The following is a 20600-nucleotide window of genomic DNA, read 5'->3' as shown; positions in this document are numbered from 1 at the left end:
CTTTTTGTCTACAAACTGAGGCGTGATGACAAGCATCACGCCTTTTTCTTTTTAGTTATGATTTAGCTCAGAAGAATTGCTGCTTTGCTCCGAAATTTCATCCTCTGAAATGGCTTCCCCATTTTCAGTCTGTGTATCTGGAATTGCCTCTGATTGTTCATCAGATCCGGATTTTTCTGTTTGTTCTTCGGGAACAGGTTTCGTTGATTGTGCTTCAGCCGAAGTATTGCTTTCTTCAGAAGCGTGTTCCGCTGCTTGTACTTCAGACGGAGTATTGCCTTCTTCTGGTTGTTCTTCAGTCGAAGGATTGCCTTCTTTTATTTGCTCATTCGTTTCAGCTGGCTCCTCGTTCAGGGTCTCAGCCTGCTGAGGGTCCATTGTTAACACTCGGACTAACAGAGCAGCAAACTCTGCACGGTTAATTGAAGTGTCAGGTCTAAAGGTACCATCCGGATAGCCTTCTATTAATTCATTGGAAGAGAGAATAGTAATGGCATCATATGCCCAGTGATCTTTTTTCACATCTGGCCATGCGGCACTTTCTTTCTTTTTCAAATCGAATGCATTGACAAGGATAGCTGCCATTTCAGCTCTGGTTAAAGTTTTATCCGGGTTGAAACGGTTTCCGGGCATTCCTTGCATGATGTCATGTGTATAGACAGCAGCTATTGACTTGTAATAGTAGTGATCCTTTGTTACATCGTCAAAGTTAGGGTCAGTCACGTTTGCAGAATCTAGCTTTAAGGCCCTCACAAGAAGTGCTGCAGATTCAGAGCGTGAGATTTGTCTGTTGACGCCAAAGCTGCCATCAGAAAGGCCTCCAGTAATGTTCTGGTCTTTTAGATAAGCAATCTGCTGTTGAGCCCAGTGTCCGACTGTGTCTGTGAAATTACTTGTATACGTAACCGTCACTGATACGGCGGGGCTGGTGTTGCCTGCAGCGTCAGTGGCCGTAATCGTTAGAACAGATTCAGATTTCTGAACCGGGATATCAACGCTAAAGCGTCCATCGGCACCGGCCTTTGATTGGCCGAGAAGAGTTCCATCTTTTTTAACAGTTACCAATGCATTTGCTTCACTTGCACCTTTAACAGATGAAGTTATGTCTGTAACCGGATTTACAACCGGTTTTTCAGGAGGTGTTACATCTTTTTCTGCAGGTGAAGAGATAAGAGCTGTCAGTGATTCCTGATGCCAGCCGATTTGTGCTCCAAGTGCTTCAGATACAAAGCGCAGTGGGATGAGCGTTGTATTATTAACAATTATAGGAGCCACATCAAGAGTTTTTGCTTCACCATTGACTTTAGCTGTCTTTGATCCAACTCTTAGCTCAACCGTTGTATCATCTTTTCTAGCAATAATTGTATTGGTTGATTGCTCCCATTGGATGGTTGCGCCAAGTTTTTCAAAAACTCCTCTTACAGGGACTAGAACGCGACCGTCCATATAAAGGGCAGGCTGCTGTAAAGAAAGGAGTACTCCGTCGATTTTAACTCTTGCTTCTACCGGTTTCGGCTGTCCGCCTCTTGCCAGGTAGAGCTTATAGCTTTCGCTTGCTGAGTATAGCCCGACATATTTATTTTGCCCCCAGATTGTATCAAATTGGGATACTGGCACATGCGTATTTCCGGCATATTTGCCAAGTTCAGGTGTGAAGCCCGGGCGTCCATATTTTAATACAAACCAGTCAGTATAGCCGCCGCCCGATGGATTTGAGGTAGGGGCGACCATGTTATAGCCTGTATATTGGCTGATTTTTTTAGCATAATTCTGATCGCGGGTTAATCTGCTTCCTGATTGATGGAAGTACCAATATAAAATTTCTCCGCTTGTATGGTAGGCAATAGCCATATCAGGGTTAATTTCTTTTGTGAATTTTACAATGGCTTTTGTTTCAGCAGCTTGCTCAGGAGCAGTGCCTTTATAGTTGCTCCATCTTGGAGATGGATAGTTGTTCCGGATATTTGCCCAGTCAGCATTATACTGGCGATTTAGGTCAATACCCTTTGCATTTGCTTTCCACCTTTTAAAATCCGTACTGCCTTCGTTCATTTTAATTAATGAGCTATGTACACTTGAAGGAAACTTGCTAAGTCCATATTGCTGAAGCGTAACGCCATCTGGATTGACCATTGGGACGAACCATATTGTCGTTTCGTCCAGGACCTTTTTTACATTGTATCCTCCGAAGGTCTGCTGGCCCTTATACATTTTTGCATATTCTTCAAGCATGTTCATACTTAAGTTCGTCGTCATCCATTCACGGGCATGGTGAGAACCATTGATAAAAAGGTTCGCGTTTCCCGTACCGAGTGATACTGCATAAATCGGTCTGCCGTATTCACTATTTCCAATCGACTTATATTTGATGATATCCGGATACCGGCTGGCCAGATCCTTAATATCCCGTACCATCATGTCATATGTATACGTCTGTTTTGGATTGACAATATCGGCGGCTTGTCCGACAGCTGGCTTAAAAATAAATAATGCCATCATCATAGAGATGAAAAGAATAAATCTCCGTACCTTCACATAATCCCTCCTTAAATTCACTAGTCTATTATACTTGTAAACTTGGAATGGATGAATAATGAATTGGTACTAGAAAAAGGGTGTCTTAATGGAAGGAGGGATAGAAAGGGATGGCTCCAGGGTTTTGTTAATGCAGGTGGGTAAAATTGGCAAGGGGTGAGGGGGATAGAATGAGAATTCAAGAGGGGCTTAGTGAACTTAATGAAAAGGAAGAAAAAGAATTATGGCCCTGATTCTGAGTGAGATGGTAATTCCCTGCGCAACCATAGTGAATGGAGGGGTTGCTAGTATTTTATTTTCAAGACCCTAAGGTACATAGCCACATTGGTCAATAGATTATACCAGAACGTTTTATCATAATAAAAGATGCCCCAATTAGTCGGGGCATCTCTGCTAAATTATTTTTTTAATAATACAGATACTACTTTTGCAGCTTCAGCTCTTGTAGCGTCATTTTTTGGATTGAATTTGCCATATGCACCTGTCATTAATTCAAGCTCGAATGCTCCATCTACATATTCCTTTGCGAAAGGAGAGATAGATTTGGCATCTGCATAGTTTGATTCTTTAGATGCAGTAAACTCTTTGCCTGATTTTACTTCGTATGCACGGATTAGCATGGCAGCCATTTGTTCACGTGTAATAGAAGTGTTAGGGTCAAATTTTCCAGATGAACGGCCAGTAGTGATACCTGCTTCATAGGCGGCAGCTACATCATCAGCCAGGTAGGCTGGAACATCTTTAAATGGATGATCTTTTGAAGCTTCCAGCTTTAAAGATCTAACTAGCATAGATACAAAGTGTCCTCTAGTAAGCTCGCCATTTGGATCAAAAATATCTGCAGATTTTCCTTTAATAATACCCATTTCCTTCAGTTCTGCGATGAAGTCAAATGCCCAATGGTCATTAGGAACATCCTTGAAATCAGGTGCAGCAGCTTGTCCCTTACTTAAATCAATTTGGTATTTTGCGAAGCCATCAGCCAGTGTTTCAAGGTAAGTAATGTTGTCGCTGGCAAATTCTTTCGCTTCAGGAGAAGATTTGAATACTAGATTCACATCTCCCTTGATTGGTGCAAATGACCAGTTATTATCTGCTTTAGGGTTAACCGTGCCATTATCGCGAATGTAGTTTACCAGTATTTGGCGATTTTCATCCGGAGATTCAATAATGATTTTATCGCCGCCCGGGTTTGCAACAGGTGAGAAAGTGGCACGGTAGTTATTTGTCGCTACGATAAACTCTTGCTTAAGGTCAATGGCTTTTCCTTCAAACTGAACATTTGTAATTCTGCTAGAATCAGAGATTTTCTTGCCGTCGTTATCATAACGGGCAGGCTTTGTCACATCAATTTGATAAGAAATTCCATCAATTACATCAAAGTTATAGCTTGGGAATCCTGGCGCAGCACTTTTATTTTCTTTTACAAGCATTTGCTCTTCTTTGCTGTTTGGATTAATTTGATTGAATTGGCCGGCACTCCATTCGAGCCATTCAATCACTTCAGCTCCAGTTAATTTTAGAGCCATGACCGTATTTGAATACTTATATAGTGAAGTCGTATCTTTAATAGCCAGTGTTCCTTCTGGAATATTTGTAAAGTCGGAAGCTCCGTCGCGTCCTGCTTTGAATGGGGCACCCGCAGAAAGGACAGGAAGGCCTTCGTACTCAGTACCTTCAATATATCTCTCAACATACTGTTTTTGAGCATCGGTTACTATTTGAATGGTTGGATCATCTTGTACTTGAGAGTAGAAGCTATATAGGTCAGCCTCTGTTTTTCCAACTGGTGCGTTTACATAGTCAATCGTGCCTTCATGGTCATCATGAACTGCATCCAAAATTTCCTTGTCTGCATCTACTAATGGTTTTTTATTGGCACTGTCGTAAATGGCTCTTACCGATGATTGAGAATCAACAACTTCCCATTTATCTCCTGTTTTTTCAAGCTGCATATCAATTAAACCTAAGTGGCTGCCCCAGAAACCAGGCTGAACGGCAGCTACTCCGTTAATTGTTCCTTTTTCATTATCAACCTTGTCGATTCCGGCATAGTCTTTGCCAGGGAAAGTTGTATGAGTGTGTCCGAATAGGATCGCATCAATTCCTTCGACAGTGGATAACTGGTATGTTTGGTTTTCTGCGAAATTTTGATACTCTGGAAGGCCGATGCCGGAGTGGGCAATCGCCACGACTACATCTGCCCCTTCTGACTTCATTTTAGGAACGAACTTTTTAGCTGTTTCTTTGATATCTTGAGTCACTACTTTATTTTCAAGGTTATTTTTATCCCATTGAGTAATTTGAGGCGGTACAAAACCAATAACCCCAACTTTAACAGTGTGCTTTTCGCCATCTTCGTCCGTTACTTCTTTATCTAAAATGACGTATGGAGTGAAATAGTTTTCATCATTAGCAGGGTCATTATCACCATCGTATTTGTAAGCATTAGCGTTTACATACGGGAAGTTTGCACCGTCTGTCGCTTTTTTTAGGAAGTCAAGACCATAGTTGAACTCATGGTTTCCAAGATTACCTGCATCATAGCCAAGAAGGTTCATAGCTTTATAAACAGGATGCTTGCTTCCTTCTTTGTCCAGGGCGTCTTCGTTAAAGATATAATCGGCCATTGGATTTCCTTGGATTAAGTCGCCATTATCAAATAGCAGATTATTCTTTGACTCACCTTTTGCTTTTTTGATAAGGGTAGCTGTTTTGGCTAGTCCAAAAGTATCATCATTTTTGCCGGAAAAATAATCATAGTTTGTAACATGGCTATGTAGGTCAGTCGTTTCCATGATTCGAAGTTTTACAACATCTTTATCCATCACTTCTGCATATGAAATGGAAGGTGCAACCTGCGGAATGACAAGCCCTAAAGCAAGAGCCGCAGCGGCGAATTTTTTCTTTGAATTCAAAGTGGTTTCCCCCTATAAATTATGAAATCGATTACAGAGTAATTTTACCTAAATAAACAACAAAAAAGAACATATTTTTCAAAAAATACACAAAAATTAACAAGTTTAATAGATTCCATAACTGGAGTTAAATGTTAATAATGATTATTCGACAAAATTCGGGTGGTACCTGGTACTATACCAATAAAAAACGGCAGAGAACCCAGGTTCTCTGCCGTTTCTTTATTGTTAGTTTGTGAATTCGATTTCCATTTCGAGCACTGCACTGCTTATGCTTTTTCCGTGAGTATCTATTGCAAGGGAGGTGGTGACTCCGCCCAGAAGTGATTGTTCACATACAAAATTAAAAGCTTTGATATTTGGCAGGTCATATCTGGTGACCTTTCCTTTTATAATTTGATTTAAATGGTTCTTAACTTTTTCTGCCGTTACTTGTTCTTCCAGCAGCTGATAGTGATACTCGTTATAGGGAATCAATGAGAAGTTAAGGGTGTTTCCTTTATCTCCTGTCCGGCTATGGGCAAGTTCGATTAACTTTACTTTTTTCATGATCTCACTCCAGGATATCTGTCTTTATGGTAATGGCTGATCGGTTGATTAAGGTGGATACAATTCCAATGACTTCTTCGACTCGTTTTCTTGCACCGCCTCCGCCTGCTGGCCCGTTTGTATATAAAGCTTCTACCTCATGGCCGATTTGCTTGGCTTCTGCTTTATTTCTGCACAACGCAGCCGATCGTACCCGGACTTCGTAAGGTTTGTTTTCCCCGTACTGGCCATGGTGGAGGGAAGAGACTCCGATTAAATCTGTTTTAAGATTAGAAAAGCTTTTTGATAATCTCTCTTTTAAAATACTTTCAGCTAACCGAGCCCGCTGCAGTGCAGTGGAACCCGCATAGGAGATTTCACCTTCTCCCAGGTAGCCTGCAAAATAGCCAATGGAGACCTTTAGGGTATCGGGTCTTCTTTTCCCGGTGGCTCCTTGAACGAGAACTTGATCTCTAGTTAATTCTTTTAACTCTACTCCCGTAAAATCTGCAACGCAGTCCGGCGTAATATAGTTTGCTGGATCATGAACTTCATACAGCATCTGCTCCTTGACCGTCTGCAGATTGACTGTACCCCCTGTACCGGAAATCTTTGTAATAATGGCAGTTCCATCCTCTTCTACTATGGCAAAAGGAAAGCCAAGGTTTGCGAGTCCCTCGACATCCTTTAATCCTGGATCTGCAAAATAGCCCCCGGTAATTTGCCCGGCACATTCCAATAGATGGCCGATCATGGTGCCCTGGCCGATTAATTCATAGTTTTCAAGATCCCATTTATAATGATGAATGATAGGAGCCAGGAAAAGGGAAGGGTCAGCTACCCTTCCGGTTACAATGATATCCGCGCCTGCAGCTAGTGCCGGAAGGATCGCTTCCACACCAAGATAGGCATTTGCAGAAATAATCGGTTCATAATGTTGAAGGTCTTTGCCGCTCTCAAGCACCTTGCTGGCTAAGCTGATTTTTTTCGCTGCATCATCGCCTGTTACTGCCGCTACCTTGCATTCCAGACCCATTTCTTGTGAAATTTCATTTATTTTTTCAGCAGCAGAGATGGGGTTAGCGGCTCCCATATTTGTAATGAGGCGGACATTATTTTTTAGTAGAGAGGGAAGGAGCGCTCTTATGCGTTCTTCCAGATATTCATTGTAGCCGAGCTTTGGGTTATTCCTTTTTTGCCTTTGGGCGAGGGCAATTGTACGCTCCGCCAGTCCTTCTAAAATAAGATAATCCAAATTTGCTTTTTCCACTAAAGCTTTGGCAGGTTCAATGCGGTCACCCGCAAAACCTGCGCCAGATCCGATACGCAGCAAGCTGAACACTCCTTTTTAAGCTGGTTATATTGCGATAGCTCCTGTTATAAAAGCAATAATCGACATGACAATCGTTGTTCCAAACGCCCATATAAAGATAAAGCGCTGGTGGTCCCCAAGTTCAACTCTCGCAAGCCCGATCAAAAGGAAAGTGGAAGCGGTGAGCGGGCTCAAAGGAAATCCGGTTGTCATTTGTCCCAAAACAGCTGCCCGCCCAATGTTGACCGGGTCGATTCCATAAGCGCTGGCTGTTTCGCTGAGTACTGGGAGAACGCCGAAATAATAAGCATCAGGAGTAAAGACCAGGCTGAGCGGCATACTTGTTATGGCTACTATTAATGCCATAAAGGAACCCGTACTTTCCGGAATGAAATCAACCAGTGTTTTAGCCATCGCTTCAATCATTCCGGTACCGGATAGGACACCGGTGAAAATTCCGGCTGCAAAAATGATGGAAACAACGGTTACCATCCCAGTTGCCTGCTCTGTAATCCGTTCCTGCTGCTCTTTCGGATTTGGATAATTAATCACCAATGCGACGGCAAAAGCGACCATAAAAATGATTGGAAGCGGTAGCCACACTTTTATAAGAGCGATAATGGTTACAACAGTCAGAAGCAGGTTAAGCCAGAGCAGTTTTGGTCTTCTTGCTTTTAGTTCCTCTTCACTTAATTCCTGATTAAAATTGTATTGGAAATCCTGAATGCCTAAACGTTTGCGTTCTCTTTTTCCAAGAATATAGCTGACGAAAAGAACCCAAGCAATTCCGGCAAGCATGGCAGGAATTAAAGGGTTGAACAGCTCCGCAGCATCAATTCCCAGTGCGCTGGATGCCCGGGCAGTCGGTCCCCCCCAGGGAACAATGTTCATAACTCCCGCACTAAGTGCCACGACCCCAGCTAAAACAAGGCGGCTCATTCCCAGTCTTTCATAAAGCGGCAGCAAAGCCGGGATGGTAATGAGGAATGTAGAAGCCCCTGACCCGTCCAGATGGGTAACCATGCCAATAACCGCTGTTCCGATGACAATTTTTAAGGGGTCTCCTTTAACAAGCTTCAAAATCCTGGAGATAACAGGATCAAAAAGGCCGGCTTTACTCATAAGTCCAAAGAATAGAATGGCAAAAGCAAGCATGATTCCAGTAGGAGCTACCCCTGAAACTCCTTCTAAAATCATTGTCCCAAGACTTTTAATATCAGTTGTAAAAAGGCCAAAAATAATCGGTACTAAAATTAGGGCAACGATAACGGATACTCTTTTAGATAGGATAAGATACAAAAAGATTGCAATCGTTAAAAAACCCATTAATGCTAACAAAGCAAAACCCCCTTTTTATATTTAAAGCGCTTACACATTTAAAACCATGCAATTACTGTGCCATTATAAAAAAGCCTTTAAAATAAAGGCTCTGAGGGTTAGGAAGTCAATTGTCTTTCTAGAAAAATAGAAACATTTTTTGGAAATAACCTGTCAAACCAGCCTACTGCGGCGGTTTCTAAATTGCTGGAATACAAATTAATTTTTCTAAATTTTTAGAAATTTAGAATTTGATGTTCAGCTTTGTTAATTTATTGTATAAGGACGCCAGTGAAATGCCTAAAAGCTTAGCTGCTTCTTTTTTCCCTTTGACACTGGTCCCTGTTTTTTCTAACACGTTCATAATAGCCTTCTTTTCCGTTTCCCTTATAAGTTCTTCTAAAGGCTGAATAGGTTTGATTTGCTTATTGCTTGAGCTGAACAATTTTTTTATCGTTTCCGGAAGATGTTCAAACTTCACTTCATTACTTTCACACATATTTATAGAGTAATGAATGGCGTTTTTTAATTCACGTATATTGCCGGGCCAGTCATATTGCTGAAGGGTGTTCATTGCCTCCTTGTCTGTCCGGACTCCAGGATTGCTTTTTTGTTCCCCTAGAAGAAAGGCGATAATATCCGGTATATCATCTTTTCGGTCCCGAAGCGGGGGGATGGAGAGGTGGACAGTGTTGATCCTGTAATAGAGATCCTCCCGGAACCTTTCCTTTTGAACCATATTCAGTAAATCCTTATTCGTGGCAGCAATCACCCTGACATCTACCTTTTGCTCCTCCAGACCGCCAATTTTTCTGAATGTGCCTTCCTGGAGGACGCGCAGCAGCTTAGCCTGCAGGTCTAGCGGCATGTCCCCAATTTCATCCAGAAAAAGGGTCCCCTGGTTGGCCAATTCAAACAAACCGACTTTACCGTCACGCTTTGAATTTGTAAAAGAGCCTTCCTCATAGCCAAATAATTCGCTTTCCAACAGGGAGTCTGGAATCGCTGCACAGTTAACAGGCACAAATGGAAAGGGGCTTCGTGTGCTCTCATTATGGATAGCTTGTGCGAAAAGCTCCTTGCCAGTACCGGATTCTCCAGTTAAAAGAATATTCAAATCAGAGGAAGCAGCCTTTTTGGCCTGCGAAATCATTTTTTTTAAACGCTCATTCTTTCCGATAATATTTGAAAAGGTATACTTTGCCTGATGGATCCTTCCAAACGTTTTCTCAAGCTGGCTGACCCGCTTTTTACTCTTCTGCAGCTCCTTTGTGAGCTGGTAAACCTCCGGAATACTTTTGCAAACCGAAACAGCTCCAATTATTTCTTCTTTTTCATAAACGGGTGCCATATCGACTACATACTCCAGCGATTTTTCCTTCCGGAACACCCCGGCACGGGGCTTCCCGTCTTTTAAAACGGCTGGCAGCATCGCGCCTGGCCGAACATCTATTAGGGGTTGGCCGATAATCTGCTCTTTCCTTACACCGGTGATATTGGTATATTCCTCGTTAATCATCTGCACAATTCCGTCCCGGTCAATCACCAGTATGCCATCATGGACTGCTTCAATAATTCCTTCCAGCCATCCAACCTTTTGGCTTGCTGTATGCATTCTTTCAGCTCCTTTTAGTATATTTCATTGTTCGTTGATTACTGAATATTTAAATTATATGGGAAAAAGGTAAATAGTACTACCAACCTGTGACTTTATTCGTCTATTAAACTTTTTTCTATTTTAGATGTTTATTTTCTTTTTGCGTGGGTAAAAAAGTTTTGTAGTTGAAACGAGCTGACTTTTTTGAGAATTTTTATTCAGTTTAGAGCCTCCAAAACTTTCTTTGGAAGAACTATTAATAATCTAAGGGCAAAATTACTGAAAAGTAATGACGCAAAGCTAGAGGGGCCTCTATCAAAAAGATAAAGCCAGCCAGCTGCCATCAAAATGAAAAGGAGAAAATTTGATGTCAAACCGTACTTGGATCACTCCAGAAGAGATTGCGCATAGGAAAAAGCTTAAGAAAAGAGCAATGTATATTTCATTCCCCATCCTTACAGGTGCTATCAGTGCATTAGTAACAGTGTTGGCAAGTCAGTAATGATCCCATCTTCCAAGGCAAATACATATTTGTAAAACAAGGCTGTTTTCGCAAACTTTGTTGCATTTTAAACAAGTATTGTAGAGAGGTTGACTTCCGCTCCAGGAGTCTCGCACCTTACACTCCAATCAACCAACCTTATTTATTGTTTTATTCACAAATCTAATCAAAAACAACAATCTTTTAGAAAACAGCCAAAACAAAAAAGCTTCCTGATGAAGGGAGGCTTTTTTGCTGGGATTTGAAATCAATCAAACGTTTGATTGATTCCCTATTTTGATGAATTTTTGTTTACATGCATATGCACCTTGCCTACTGGCAAAAATAGTTTGCTAAAAGGGCAGCAAGGTGTGATGGGCATTGTTAAGACAAGTAATCCTAATAGGCTGGGCTGGGGTGATTTTTATCTGTACCTGTGTGGCCAGTATTGAAACGGCCGTAGAAACGATGAGCATTCAATTTTTCTGGACCCCGGAGCCGCCAATGAAAGATCTGCTGCAGCCATTGCCTGCTAATTTATCCACGGCTTTCCTTCTGCGGAAAGCCGGGCATGCGTTTGTGTTTTTTATCTTTACAATGGCTTTGTATTTGGTACATCCTTCTGTATCTCTAAATGTGCTTTATTCTTTCGTTTATGCTGTGATTACCGAATTTTTGCAGCTGTTTTTTATGAGGGATGGAAGGCTGTTTGATGTGGCATTTGATAGTTTGGGTATTTTTACTGCGGTATTGCTTATTGTCATTGGCAGGAGATTTTTGAAGATAAATAATGAGATGAAGATAAATACCTAGAAGTGGACGGACCCGCTCACTCTAGGTATTTTAATTTGTAAAGTAGATTTCAACACGGTCTTTATTATTGTGAAAGATAAAATAATGCTGAAAATCACTGCAGATATTCCTTAATGGGAATTCCTTTAATGAAATGGTAAAGCACTTTTCGTTATTTTTATAAAAGGAAAGGCAGTCACCGCTTATTTTAAGAAAGCTAAAATGAAAACCTTCCCTGTTGCTTAGAAGGCCATCCTCATAATAATTCAGGATCACTTGGCAGTTTTGATAGTTATTGAAGATGGCAAGATCATTTATTTGTTTTTCCATACTCTGAGTACATACCCTCCACAGCCGCATTGGTCGATATATTTCATATCAATTTTATTTCCGAAGAAGAGCAGCAAGGCTTCACTTAAATAATCCTCGGGATTTCCGAAGTTCGCTGGTGTCACGACGTTTACATAAAATCCTTTCGCCGTCTGCTGGACTGCATCAAGGGCTTCCCTTACCACCAATTCCAAATTGCACTCGTATTCTCCATCTTCCAAAGAAATGGACCAATTCGTTTCCATTAAATCCCTCCTTGAAAAAACTGCTATAGTTCCCTAATTTCATTATATCGGCTGCAAAGCCCCGAACCTGTGAGCTGTTTCACTTCCAGTCAAAAAAACAGGCTGGCAATATCAGCACTGAGCTTTAACAGAGCGTAACAAAGAGAAATCAATCAAACGTTTGATTGAAGTGAAAAGGATTATTCGACAAAATTCGGGTGGTACCTGGTACTAGGTAAATTCTTGAATTAAATGGTAAACTGTTGGAAGGGAGGGTGTTGTATGAGAAGGAGTTTGTTTGTTGTTTTTGCTGCCCTGGTTTTGGCCGCTTTGAGCGGGTGCAATAAGGAGGTTAAGCCGCAGGATCGCTTTGCACAGTATGTGGAGCATTGGAATCAGCGGGAGTTCAAAGAGATGTATGAATTCCTTTCAGAGGATGCGAAGCAGTCGATCAGCAAAGAGGATTTTGCAGGCCGCTATGAAAAGGTTTATAAGGATTTGGAGATAGACAATTTGAAGGTTACATATGAGCCTGATATGGAAAATGAATATAAGAAGGAAGAGAGCGCCAGCTTTCCTTTTTCGGCTAGCATGGACAGTGCTGCCGGGAAGATTGATTTTACCCATGATGCCAAGCTTGTGAAGGAGGAAGTGGAGGACGAGGAAAATTGGTTTGTAGCCTGGGATACGACCTATATTTTTCCGGAGCTGGGGGCGGAGGATAAGATTAGTTATTCTACCATTCCGGCACAGCGCGGTGATATTGTGGACCGTACCGGAGACCCACTAGCCCTAAATGGAACACTTTATGAAATCGGTGTGGTTCCAGAGCAAATGGGGGACCAGAAGGAACAGACCATCAAAGGGTTGTCCGAAGCGCTTGGGATTTCAGAGGAACAGATTAATAAAAATTTGAATGCAAGCTGGGTGCAGCCAAGTTATTTTGTGCCGATTAAGAAGGTTTCCCCTGAAGATCGCGAAACGCTTGATAAGGTTTTTGCCTTAAAAGGAGTGTTAAAGCAGGATGCAAAGGGCAGGATTTATCCTTTTGGCGAATCGGCCGCCCACCTGATTGGCTATGTGGGGCAAATTACAGCTGAAGAGCTTAAAGAGCGCGAGGGAAAAGGCTATTCAAGCACTGATAGTATCGGAAAAAGGGGGCTGGAGCAGGTCCTGGAAGAACGGCTAAAAGGATCGAACGGAATCAAAATCGGCATTAAAAAGAAGGACGGTTCAGAAGTATTGCTGGCTGAAAAGCCGGTAGAGAACGGCGAAAATATTCAGCTGACGATTGATGTGAATCTTCAGCAGTCTTTATTTAAAGAATTGGGAGGAAAGCCGGGAACGGCAGCGGCTATTGATCCTGTAACGGGTGACACCCTGGCGTTAGTGAGCAGTCCAAGCTTTGATCCGAACCAGGCTTCACTCGGTTTTACGGCTGAAGAGTGGAAGGCGATACAAGAAAATAAGGACATGCCGCTTATGACCCGCTTTAAGCAAACCTATGCGCCAGGTTCGGTGATGAAGCCGCTAACGGGAGCAATTGGACTAACAGAGGGTACGTTAACCTTGGATGAAACGATTAATGTAAGGGGGCTCCAATGGCAAAAGAGCAGCAGGTGGGGAGGCTATAAAGTCACCCGTGTAAAAGATCCGGGCGGACCGGTTAATTTTGAAAAAGCGATGATGTACTCGGATAATATTTATTTTGCCAAGCAGGCTCTTGCGCTTGGGAAGGATCGGTTTGCTGCAGGACTTAAGAAATTTGCATTTGAAGAAGAGATTCCGTATGCATTCCCGCTGGAGCAGTCACAAATCGGCAGTCTGGACAGTGAAATAAAGCTGGCGGACTCCGGTTACGGCCAGGGAGAAGTGGAGATGAGCATTGTTCACCTGGCAGCGTCTTATACCCCTTTTATCAATAAAGGATCGATGATTAAGCCTGTATTGATTGAAGGTGAGGATAAGAGCCAGGTGCTGAAAGAAGGCGTGATGAGCGAGGAAACAGCCAGCACTGTGGCTTCAGCAATGACAAAGGTGGTTCAGGAGCCAGGCGGAACCGGCCGAGCTGCTCTTATGAAAGACTATCCGCTGGCAGGTAAAACCGGTACGTCAGAGCTGAAGAAAAGCGCTGACGAAAAGGGCCAGGAAAACGGTTTATTCGTTGCCTATAACCCTCAGTCACCAAAACTCCTTATTGCGATGATGATTGAGGGCGTGGAAAACAGCGGCGGATCCAAAGTGGTTGTAGAAAAAGTAAAGAAGGTCTTTGAAGAGCATAAAGGACGTTTCTAAGAAGCTGTAATTAAGAACGAAGAAAGTGTCTGCATTCCTGAAAAGAATGCAGGCACTTTTTTTTCGACAAAATTCGGGTGGTACCTGGTACCTATATTATTTCAAAAATTCACAAAAAATTTACCGCATAAAAGCGGAAAAGGTGTTATAATTGCCTGTATATTCTAACAAGTTAAACATTAAAGGGGGATTTAGAGAGATGAAAAAGAGATTTTTGTGGTTAGTGCCGATGCTGGTGCTGAGTCTGATTTTGTCGGCTTGCGGCGGAGGCGGTTCCAGTTCGACTGGCAGCGAAGCTGATTCAGGTGAAAAGGATAGCGATAAAACATTTAGCTTGAAGGCAGGTCATTCTTTAACAGAGGACCATCCTTATCATATCGGTTTATTGGAGCTTGCTAAAAATGTGGAAGAGCGTACGGACGGAAAGGTAAAGATTGAAGTATTTCCGTTAAGCCAACTTGGAGCGGAAAGAGAGCTGACTGAGGCTCTTACGCTTGGAACGGCTGATATGTCTGTTTCTTCTACAGCGCCGATTGCTAATTTCTATCCGGAAATTGGGATTGTGGACATGCCATTCTTATTTGAGTCCAGAGAACACGCTTACAAAGTACTGGACGGAGAAATTGGCCAAGAGCTTTTAAAAGGCATGGAGAATGTAGGCATTGTTGGTCTTGCATGGGGTGAAAATGGTTTCCGCCATATTACGAACGCCAAGCAGCCAATCAATAAGCCTGAAGATTTGAAAGGCTTAAAGATCCGTACTCAGGAAAATCCAATCCATCTTGATGCTTTCAATGCATTAGGAGCAAAGCCAACGCCAATGGCCTGGACTGAAGCGTTAACAGCTCTTCAGCAGGGTGTAGTGGATGCGCAGGAAAACCCAATCGTTGTAGCAGATACGTACAAGCTTTATGAAGCGAACCAAAAACACATGACATTAACTGGCCATCTCTATTCACCGGCTGTCATCATGTTCAGTAAATCTGTATGGGATACGCTTCCTGCAGAGTATCAGGATATCTTAAAAGAAGAATCGAAAAAGGCGGGCGACCAAATCCGCGACCTGATTACAAAGTCTGATGAAGAATCCTTAAAGGTACTAAAAGAGCAGGGAATGGAAATCGTCGAGGAAGTGGATGTAACTCCTTTCCGCGAAGCGATCCAGCCTGTATATGAAAAGTATGAATCTCAATTCGGCAAGGAAAAACTTGACGCCATTTTAAACACAAAATAACAAAACAGGAAAACTTGGCGAGTGCCGGACTTTGATGCCGGCACAGACCAAGTTTTTTACACATAAGGGGAAGTCTATGGTGGTTAAAAAATTAGTAGATTCATTGAATGCTTTCATCAAATGGATCTTGATCCTTCTATTTTTCATTATGGTTATTGTGGTCTTTTTACAGGTGCTATTCCGGTTTGTGCTGGATCAGCCGCTTGCCTGGACGGAGGAGTTATCACGCTACCTCCTTGTTTGGATTACTTTTTTGGGGGCGGGCTATGCCGTGAGTGTTAAGGCACATCCGAGCATCGAACTGATTTTTGAAAAAGCAAATAAAGCGGTGCGAAGAGTCATGCTGGTTCTTTCTACTCTTTTAGTTGTGTTCTTCTTCTATCAAATTATTGTTAATAGCTTTGTCTTTATCGAGCGAAGCATGGTGCAAACCTCGCCGGCCCTGCAGCTGCCGATGGGACTTGTGTATACAGTCATTCCGATCTCAAGTATTCTATTTGTCATCAATCTGCTCTACATAACCGTTTCGGAATGGGGAAAGGAGGCGAGTAACTGATGGCATGGCTATTATTCGGATTGCTGCTGATGCTTTTCCTCATTAATGTTCCGGTTGCAGTCGCTCTTGGGCTCGCTTCCATGATTGTTCTAATTGTTCAGGATAATGTTCCATTGATGGTTATTGTCCAAAAAATGTTTACGTCGACAGATTCGTTCACGCTTATGGCTGTGCCATTTTTTATCTTGGCGGGTAAGCTGATGGAATCTGGAGGAATATCCAAACGCTTGATTACTTTTTCCAGTACGCTGGTTGGAAGTCTTCATGGCGGCCTTGCAATGGTTTCGATTGTGACCTGTATGTTTTTCGCAGCCATTTCCGGATCAGCAGCAGCAACTACTGCTGCAGTAGGAAGTATCCTGATACCGGCAATGGTAAAGCGCGGCTATGATAAGAGCTTTTCAACCGCTATTCAGGCTGCCGGCGGTACGATTGGGGTTATGATCCCGCCGAGTGTTCCGCTGATCTTATTCGGAGTTATAGCAGGAGCCTCCATCGGCGATCTATTTATCGCGGGTATCATCCCAGGGGTTTTTGTTGGAATGTCTCTTATTCTTGTTGCCTATTTCATCTCCCGTAAAAGGGGCTACGGCAAGGAGGAAAGGAGCTCGATAAAAGAAGTGGCGTCTGCGTTTAAGAGTGCTATTCTAGCCATTCTTATGCCTGTAATCATCCTTGGCGGAATTTACGGCGGCATTTTCACCCCGACAGAGGGATCTGTTGTTGCGGTTGTATATGGGTTAATTGTAGGTCTTTTAATCTATAAGGAAATCAAATGGAAGGACCTGCCGGAAATTTTCATTTCTTCGGCGATCACTTCATCCGTTATTTTATTCATTATTTCCTGTGCGTCGATCTTTGGCTTCCTCTTAACAAGAGAGCAAATCCCGGCGCAAATTTCGGAAGGCATGCTGGGGATTACGTCAAATGCGATTATGATCTTAATCATTATTAATGTCATCTTGCTGATTGTCGGAACCTTCCTGGAAACATCAGCAGCGATCGTCATCATGGCGCCAATTCTCGTGCCAATCGCATCAGCAGCCGGCATGGATCTCGTCCATTTTGGGGTCATCATGGTTGTAAACCTTGCAATTGGAATGATTACACCGCCAGTCGGCATAAATTTGTTTGTAGCATCCAATATCGCCAACATCAGGCTGGAGCATATCGTTCGCGCGATCATGCCATTCATTATTGTCCTGATCATCGATGTACTCATTTTAAGCTTCATGCCATCAATCAGCTTGTTTTTACTAGATAAATAGAGGTGAAGGAACATGTATCAAGATTTGCTGGAGATTTTAAATGACCCTGAACGTGTCAGTGTCAATGAAACGGTGCTTGAGCATCACTCAGGCGGAATGGATTACCACGTAAGGAAGAAGCCTGATGTGGTTGTTTTCCCGAAAACGGAGGATGAAGTTGTGGCCATCGTAAAATATGCAGCCGCAAACAAGGTGGCTATTGTCCCATTTGGAGCGGGCAGCAGCCTTGAAGGCCATTTGCTGCCGCTCAATGGCGGAATCAGCATGGATTTCACATTAATGAATGAAGTCACTGCAGTCTATCCTGAGGATTTTCTTGTAAAAGTCCAGCCTGGTGTGACGAGAATGCAGCTGAATAAGCATTTGAAAAAGTATGGGCTGTTCTTCCCGATTGATCCGGGCGCTGACGCGACGATTGGCGGAATGGCCGCGACGAATGCGAGCGGAACAAACGCCGTTAAATACGGAACGATGAAGCATAATGTGCTCGGCCTTCAGGCAGTTATGGCGGATGGAAGCGTTGTGGCGGCAGGCGGGCAAACCGTTAAATCATCTGCTGGCTACAATCTGACCGAGCTGCTGATCGGTTCTGAAGGAACACTTGGCATTTTTACGGAATTAACGCTTAAGCTTGCCGGAATTCCGGAAGCAACCGTTGTGGCAAAAGCAGCTTTTGAGAGTGTGGAGGAAGCCGGAAAGGCAGCTGAGCTTGTGCTTCAGTCCGGTGTTGATATTGGAAAAATGGAGCTTGTGGATGCTGCAACGATCCAAGCGGTAAACCAATTTAAAGGAACTGACTTTGATGAAGCGCCCACTCTGTTTTTGGAATACAACGGAACACCTGAAGCAACTGAACAGGGGATTGCGGTCATCAAAGAGCTGATGGAAGATGCCGGAACGGTGAAATTCGAATTTGAACATGATTCCCTGAAACGGGCTCAGCTATGGGAAGCCCGCCACCAGGCTGCCCTGGCCATACTAGGCAGAAAGCCCAACTGCAAGCTGGTTGCGACCGATGTATGCCTGCCGATTTCCCAATTGGCCGTAACCATTGCCCATACTCGCCAGCTCCTTGATGAATACAAGCTTGATGGTGCGATTCTTGGACATGTCGGTGATGGAAATTTCCATGTGGCATTTGGATTAAATACAGACGATCGGGATGAGATGGAACGCTTCCATGCTTTTAACGAAAAAATGGTGAAGTTCGCGATTGATCACCGCGGAACCTGTACCGGCGAGCATGGTGTCGGCATCGGAAAAATGAAATTTTTAAAGGAAGAACGGAGTACTGCTTTGCCGGTCATGAGAATGATCAAGAAAGCATTGGATCCGCAAAATATTTTAAATCCTGGAAAAATAGTTGAAATGGAAGAGGTGCATAGTTAATGGGAAGCCATCGAATTGCTGTATTGCCTGGTGATGGAATCGGGCCTGAGGTTGTAAATGAAGCCGTTAATGTATTGGAGCTTTTGAAAAAGTTGGATCCAACGCTGGATCTGGAGTTTGAAACGTTTGACTGGAGCAGCGAATACTACCTCCAGCATGGAAAAATGATGCCGGATGACGCGCTGGAAACATTGAAAAAATATGATGCGATTTTATTCGGCGCGATTGGCGATAAAAGGGTGCCGGACGATGTAACCGTTTGGGAGCTGATCATGCCAATCCGGAAGCAATTCCGTCAGTACATTAATTTAAGACCGGTCAAAATGCTGAAGGGTGTATCTTCCCGTTTTGAGGGAGAGGACATTGACTTCGTGATTGTCCGTGAAAATGCTGAGGGAGAATACTCCAACAGCGGCGGCCGTTTATATCCCGGCCTTGAAGAGGAAGTGGCTGTTCAAAACACCATCATTACTCGGATCGGTACTGCCAAAGCAGCGAAATTCGCGTTTGAATACGCAAGGAAGCATGGCAAAAAATCCGTTACAAGCGCAACTAAATCCAACGCGATTATCCATTCGATGAAGCTCTGGGATGATGTGGTCCGTACAGTAGCTGAGCAGTACCCGTCTATTAAAATGGATAGCTATTATATTGATGCGCTTGCTGCTTATTTTGTAGAAAGGCCAGCTGATTTTGATGTAGTAGTCGCGTCCAATCTATTCGGGGATATCTTAAGCGATCTGGGATCTGCTGTAGTAGGCGGTCTTGGCCTTTCACCTTCAGCCAATCTGAATCCGGAAGGCGATTTCCCATCGATGTTCGAGCCTGTCCATGGTTCAGCACCTGACATTGCCGGAAGGGGAATTGCTAATCCGATTGCACAGATTTGGTCGGCAGCACTTATGCTAGAGCATTTGGGAAGAGCGGACCTGTCGGCGGTTATTATTGAAGCGATTGAACAGGTACTGGTCAAAGGAGAAGTACGTACCCCGGATCTGGGCGGAACCTCTACAACAAGTGAAATGGGATCCGCCATCAGCGAGGCTTTGCAGCAAAAACTTCTAGTGAAAGAAGGTTTATAAAATGAGATTGCAGGATGAAGTATTTGTTGTTACCGGTGCACAGGGCGGCATGGGAAAAGAAACGGTAAAACGGTTTTTGGAGGAAGGAGCCTATGTCGCAGCGGTTGATTTGAATGTGGATGGTGCTGAAAAAACGGACCGCCTGCTGCCAATTGCCGGTGATTTAACAAAGGAAGAAGACGTAGCGAGGATTTTTTCTGAAGCAAGCGAAGCATTTGGAAAAATCAGCGGACTGGTTAATATTGCGGGAATCGCCCAATCAGCCACACCGATTGAAGAAGTGAGTTTGGCAGATTGGGAGAAGATAATGGCAGTCAACTCGACATCTCTTTTTCTTACATGCCGTGAAGCGGTTCCTTATATGAAAAAACAGGGAGAGGGCGTAATCGTTAATATCGCTTCCATCTCTATGGTGCGTCCGCGCCCTGGCTTGAATGCTTATATTGCTTCAAAAGGAGCAGCTGTTTCTTTTTCACAGGCCTTGGCCATTGAACTGGCGGAATACGGAATTCGTGTTAATGTCGTTAATCCGGGACCAGCCGATACAGGTATGCTTGGCCAGTTCACTTCAAAGGATGCAGATATTGAAGCAACGAAGGATACTGTCTTTAAAAAGAGTGTGCCATTGGGTAGGCTAATTCAGCCAATTGATATTGCCAATTCACTTGTCTATCTATGTTCCAAAGAGTCCGCGATTGTGACCGGCTCTGTCCTGAACGTGGATGGCGGAAGGGGGATATAA

The 20600-nt window shown here is 43.3% G+C and carries 17 protein-coding genes and 1 riboswitch; of the genes, 9 read left to right on the top strand and 8 right to left on the bottom strand.

What is annotated here, in order from left to right; all coding sequences use genetic code 11:
- Positions 1-51 precede the first annotated feature (51 nt).
- The 6 genes from J7I93_RS03330 to J7I93_RS03305 all read right to left on the bottom strand — a co-directional run bounded on the left by J7I93_RS03330 (position 52) and on the right by J7I93_RS03305 (position 10225).
- A complete protein-coding gene (locus tag J7I93_RS03330) occupies positions 52-2535 on the bottom strand; it encodes a M14 family zinc carboxypeptidase (protein WP_214723288.1) in 2484 nt (827 codons plus the stop codon).
- 398 nt (positions 2536-2933) lie between these two features.
- Complete coding sequence (locus tag J7I93_RS03325; RefSeq protein ID WP_214988461.1) at positions 2934-5453, bottom strand: bifunctional 2',3'-cyclic-nucleotide 2'-phosphodiesterase/3'-nucleotidase; 2520 nt, start codon at positions 5451-5453, stop codon at positions 2934-2936.
- A 228-nt stretch (positions 5454-5681) separates the two neighbouring features.
- Positions 5682-6002 (bottom strand): AtuA-related protein, encoded by a 321-nt coding sequence (locus tag J7I93_RS03320; protein WP_214723286.1) that lies wholly within the window; start codon positions 6000-6002, stop codon positions 5682-5684.
- A gap of 4 nt (positions 6003-6006) precedes the next feature.
- Positions 6007-7323, bottom strand: coding sequence for an acyclic terpene utilization AtuA family protein (locus J7I93_RS03315; protein WP_214988459.1), 1317 nt, complete (start codon positions 7321-7323; stop codon positions 6007-6009).
- Positions 7324-7338: 15 nt separating this feature from the next.
- The gene (locus J7I93_RS03310; RefSeq protein ID WP_214723282.1) at positions 7339-8631 is read right to left on the bottom strand and encodes a CitMHS family transporter; all 1293 of its coding nucleotides are present in this window, start codon (positions 8629-8631) and stop codon (positions 7339-7341) included.
- 223 nt (positions 8632-8854) lie between these two features.
- Positions 8855-10225 (bottom strand): sigma-54 interaction domain-containing protein, encoded by a 1371-nt coding sequence (locus J7I93_RS03305; RefSeq protein WP_214723280.1) that lies wholly within the window; start codon positions 10223-10225, stop codon positions 8855-8857.
- Positions 10226-10466: 241 nt separating this feature from the next.
- Positions 10467-10552, top strand: a riboswitch (cyclic di-GMP riboswitch).
- 22 nt (positions 10553-10574) lie between these two features.
- Here J7I93_RS03305 and J7I93_RS25360 point away from each other — a divergent pair.
- A complete protein-coding gene (locus J7I93_RS25360) occupies positions 10575-10709 on the top strand; it encodes a hypothetical protein (RefSeq protein ID WP_285289063.1) in 135 nt (44 codons plus the stop codon).
- 360 nt (positions 10710-11069) lie between these two features.
- On the top strand, positions 11070-11501 hold the full coding sequence (locus J7I93_RS03300; protein WP_214723277.1) for a VanZ family protein: 432 nt from the start codon (positions 11070-11072) through the stop codon (positions 11499-11501).
- A gap of 30 nt (positions 11502-11531) precedes the next feature.
- On the opposite strand, the gene J7I93_RS03295 is transcribed toward J7I93_RS03300, so the two are convergent.
- Together J7I93_RS03295 and J7I93_RS03290 are read right to left on the bottom strand one after the other, a co-directional pair.
- Positions 11532-11810: a hypothetical protein gene (locus J7I93_RS03295; RefSeq protein WP_214723275.1), complete on the bottom strand. Its 279-nt coding sequence runs from the start codon at positions 11808-11810 to the stop codon at positions 11532-11534.
- Positions 11795-12055 carry a CGCGG family putative rSAM-modified RiPP protein gene (locus tag J7I93_RS03290; protein WP_214723273.1) on the bottom strand — a complete coding sequence of 87 codons (261 nt, stop codon included), beginning with the start codon at positions 12053-12055 and terminating at the stop codon, positions 11795-11797. Before J7I93_RS03290 ends, J7I93_RS03295 begins: the two co-directional genes overlap by 16 nt.
- Positions 12056-12316: 261 nt before the next feature.
- Between J7I93_RS03290 and J7I93_RS03285 the strand changes: the two genes are divergently transcribed.
- The 7 genes from J7I93_RS03285 (at position 12317) to J7I93_RS03255 (ending at position 20600) form a co-directional block, all read left to right on the top strand.
- Complete coding sequence (locus J7I93_RS03285; RefSeq protein ID WP_214723271.1) at positions 12317-14329, top strand: penicillin-binding transpeptidase domain-containing protein; 2013 nt, start codon at positions 12317-12319, stop codon at positions 14327-14329.
- Between the two features lie 199 nt (positions 14330-14528).
- Entirely contained in the window at positions 14529-15563 is a 1035-nt protein-coding gene (locus J7I93_RS03280) for a TRAP transporter substrate-binding protein (RefSeq protein ID WP_214723269.1), read from the top strand.
- A 76-nt stretch (positions 15564-15639) separates the two neighbouring features.
- A complete protein-coding gene (locus J7I93_RS03275) occupies positions 15640-16119 on the top strand; it encodes a TRAP transporter small permease (RefSeq protein ID WP_214723267.1) in 480 nt (159 codons plus the stop codon).
- Positions 16119-17387 carry a TRAP transporter large permease gene (locus tag J7I93_RS03270; protein ID WP_214723265.1) on the top strand — a complete coding sequence of 423 codons (1269 nt, stop codon included), beginning with the start codon at positions 16119-16121 and terminating at the stop codon, positions 17385-17387. Before J7I93_RS03275 ends, J7I93_RS03270 begins: the two co-directional genes overlap by 1 nt.
- Before the next feature lie 12 nt (positions 17388-17399).
- Positions 17400-18776, top strand: a complete 1377-nt coding sequence (locus J7I93_RS03265; RefSeq protein WP_214723263.1) for an FAD-binding oxidoreductase — start codon at positions 17400-17402, stop codon at positions 18774-18776.
- Positions 18776-19858 carry a tartrate dehydrogenase gene (locus J7I93_RS03260; protein ID WP_214723261.1) on the top strand — a complete coding sequence of 361 codons (1083 nt, stop codon included), beginning with the start codon at positions 18776-18778 and terminating at the stop codon, positions 19856-19858. Before J7I93_RS03265 ends, J7I93_RS03260 begins: the two co-directional genes overlap by 1 nt.
- A 1-nt stretch (position 19859) precedes the next feature.
- Entirely contained in the window at positions 19860-20600 is a 741-nt protein-coding gene (locus J7I93_RS03255) for an SDR family NAD(P)-dependent oxidoreductase (protein ID WP_214723259.1), read from the top strand.

Origin of the sequence: Bacillus sp. ISL-47, from assembly GCF_018613175.1 — a bacterium.
In the GTDB taxonomy this organism is placed as follows: domain Bacteria; phylum Bacillota; class Bacilli; order Bacillales; family Cytobacillaceae; genus Cytobacillus.
This window is presented reverse-complemented; position numbering and strand designations above follow the sequence as displayed.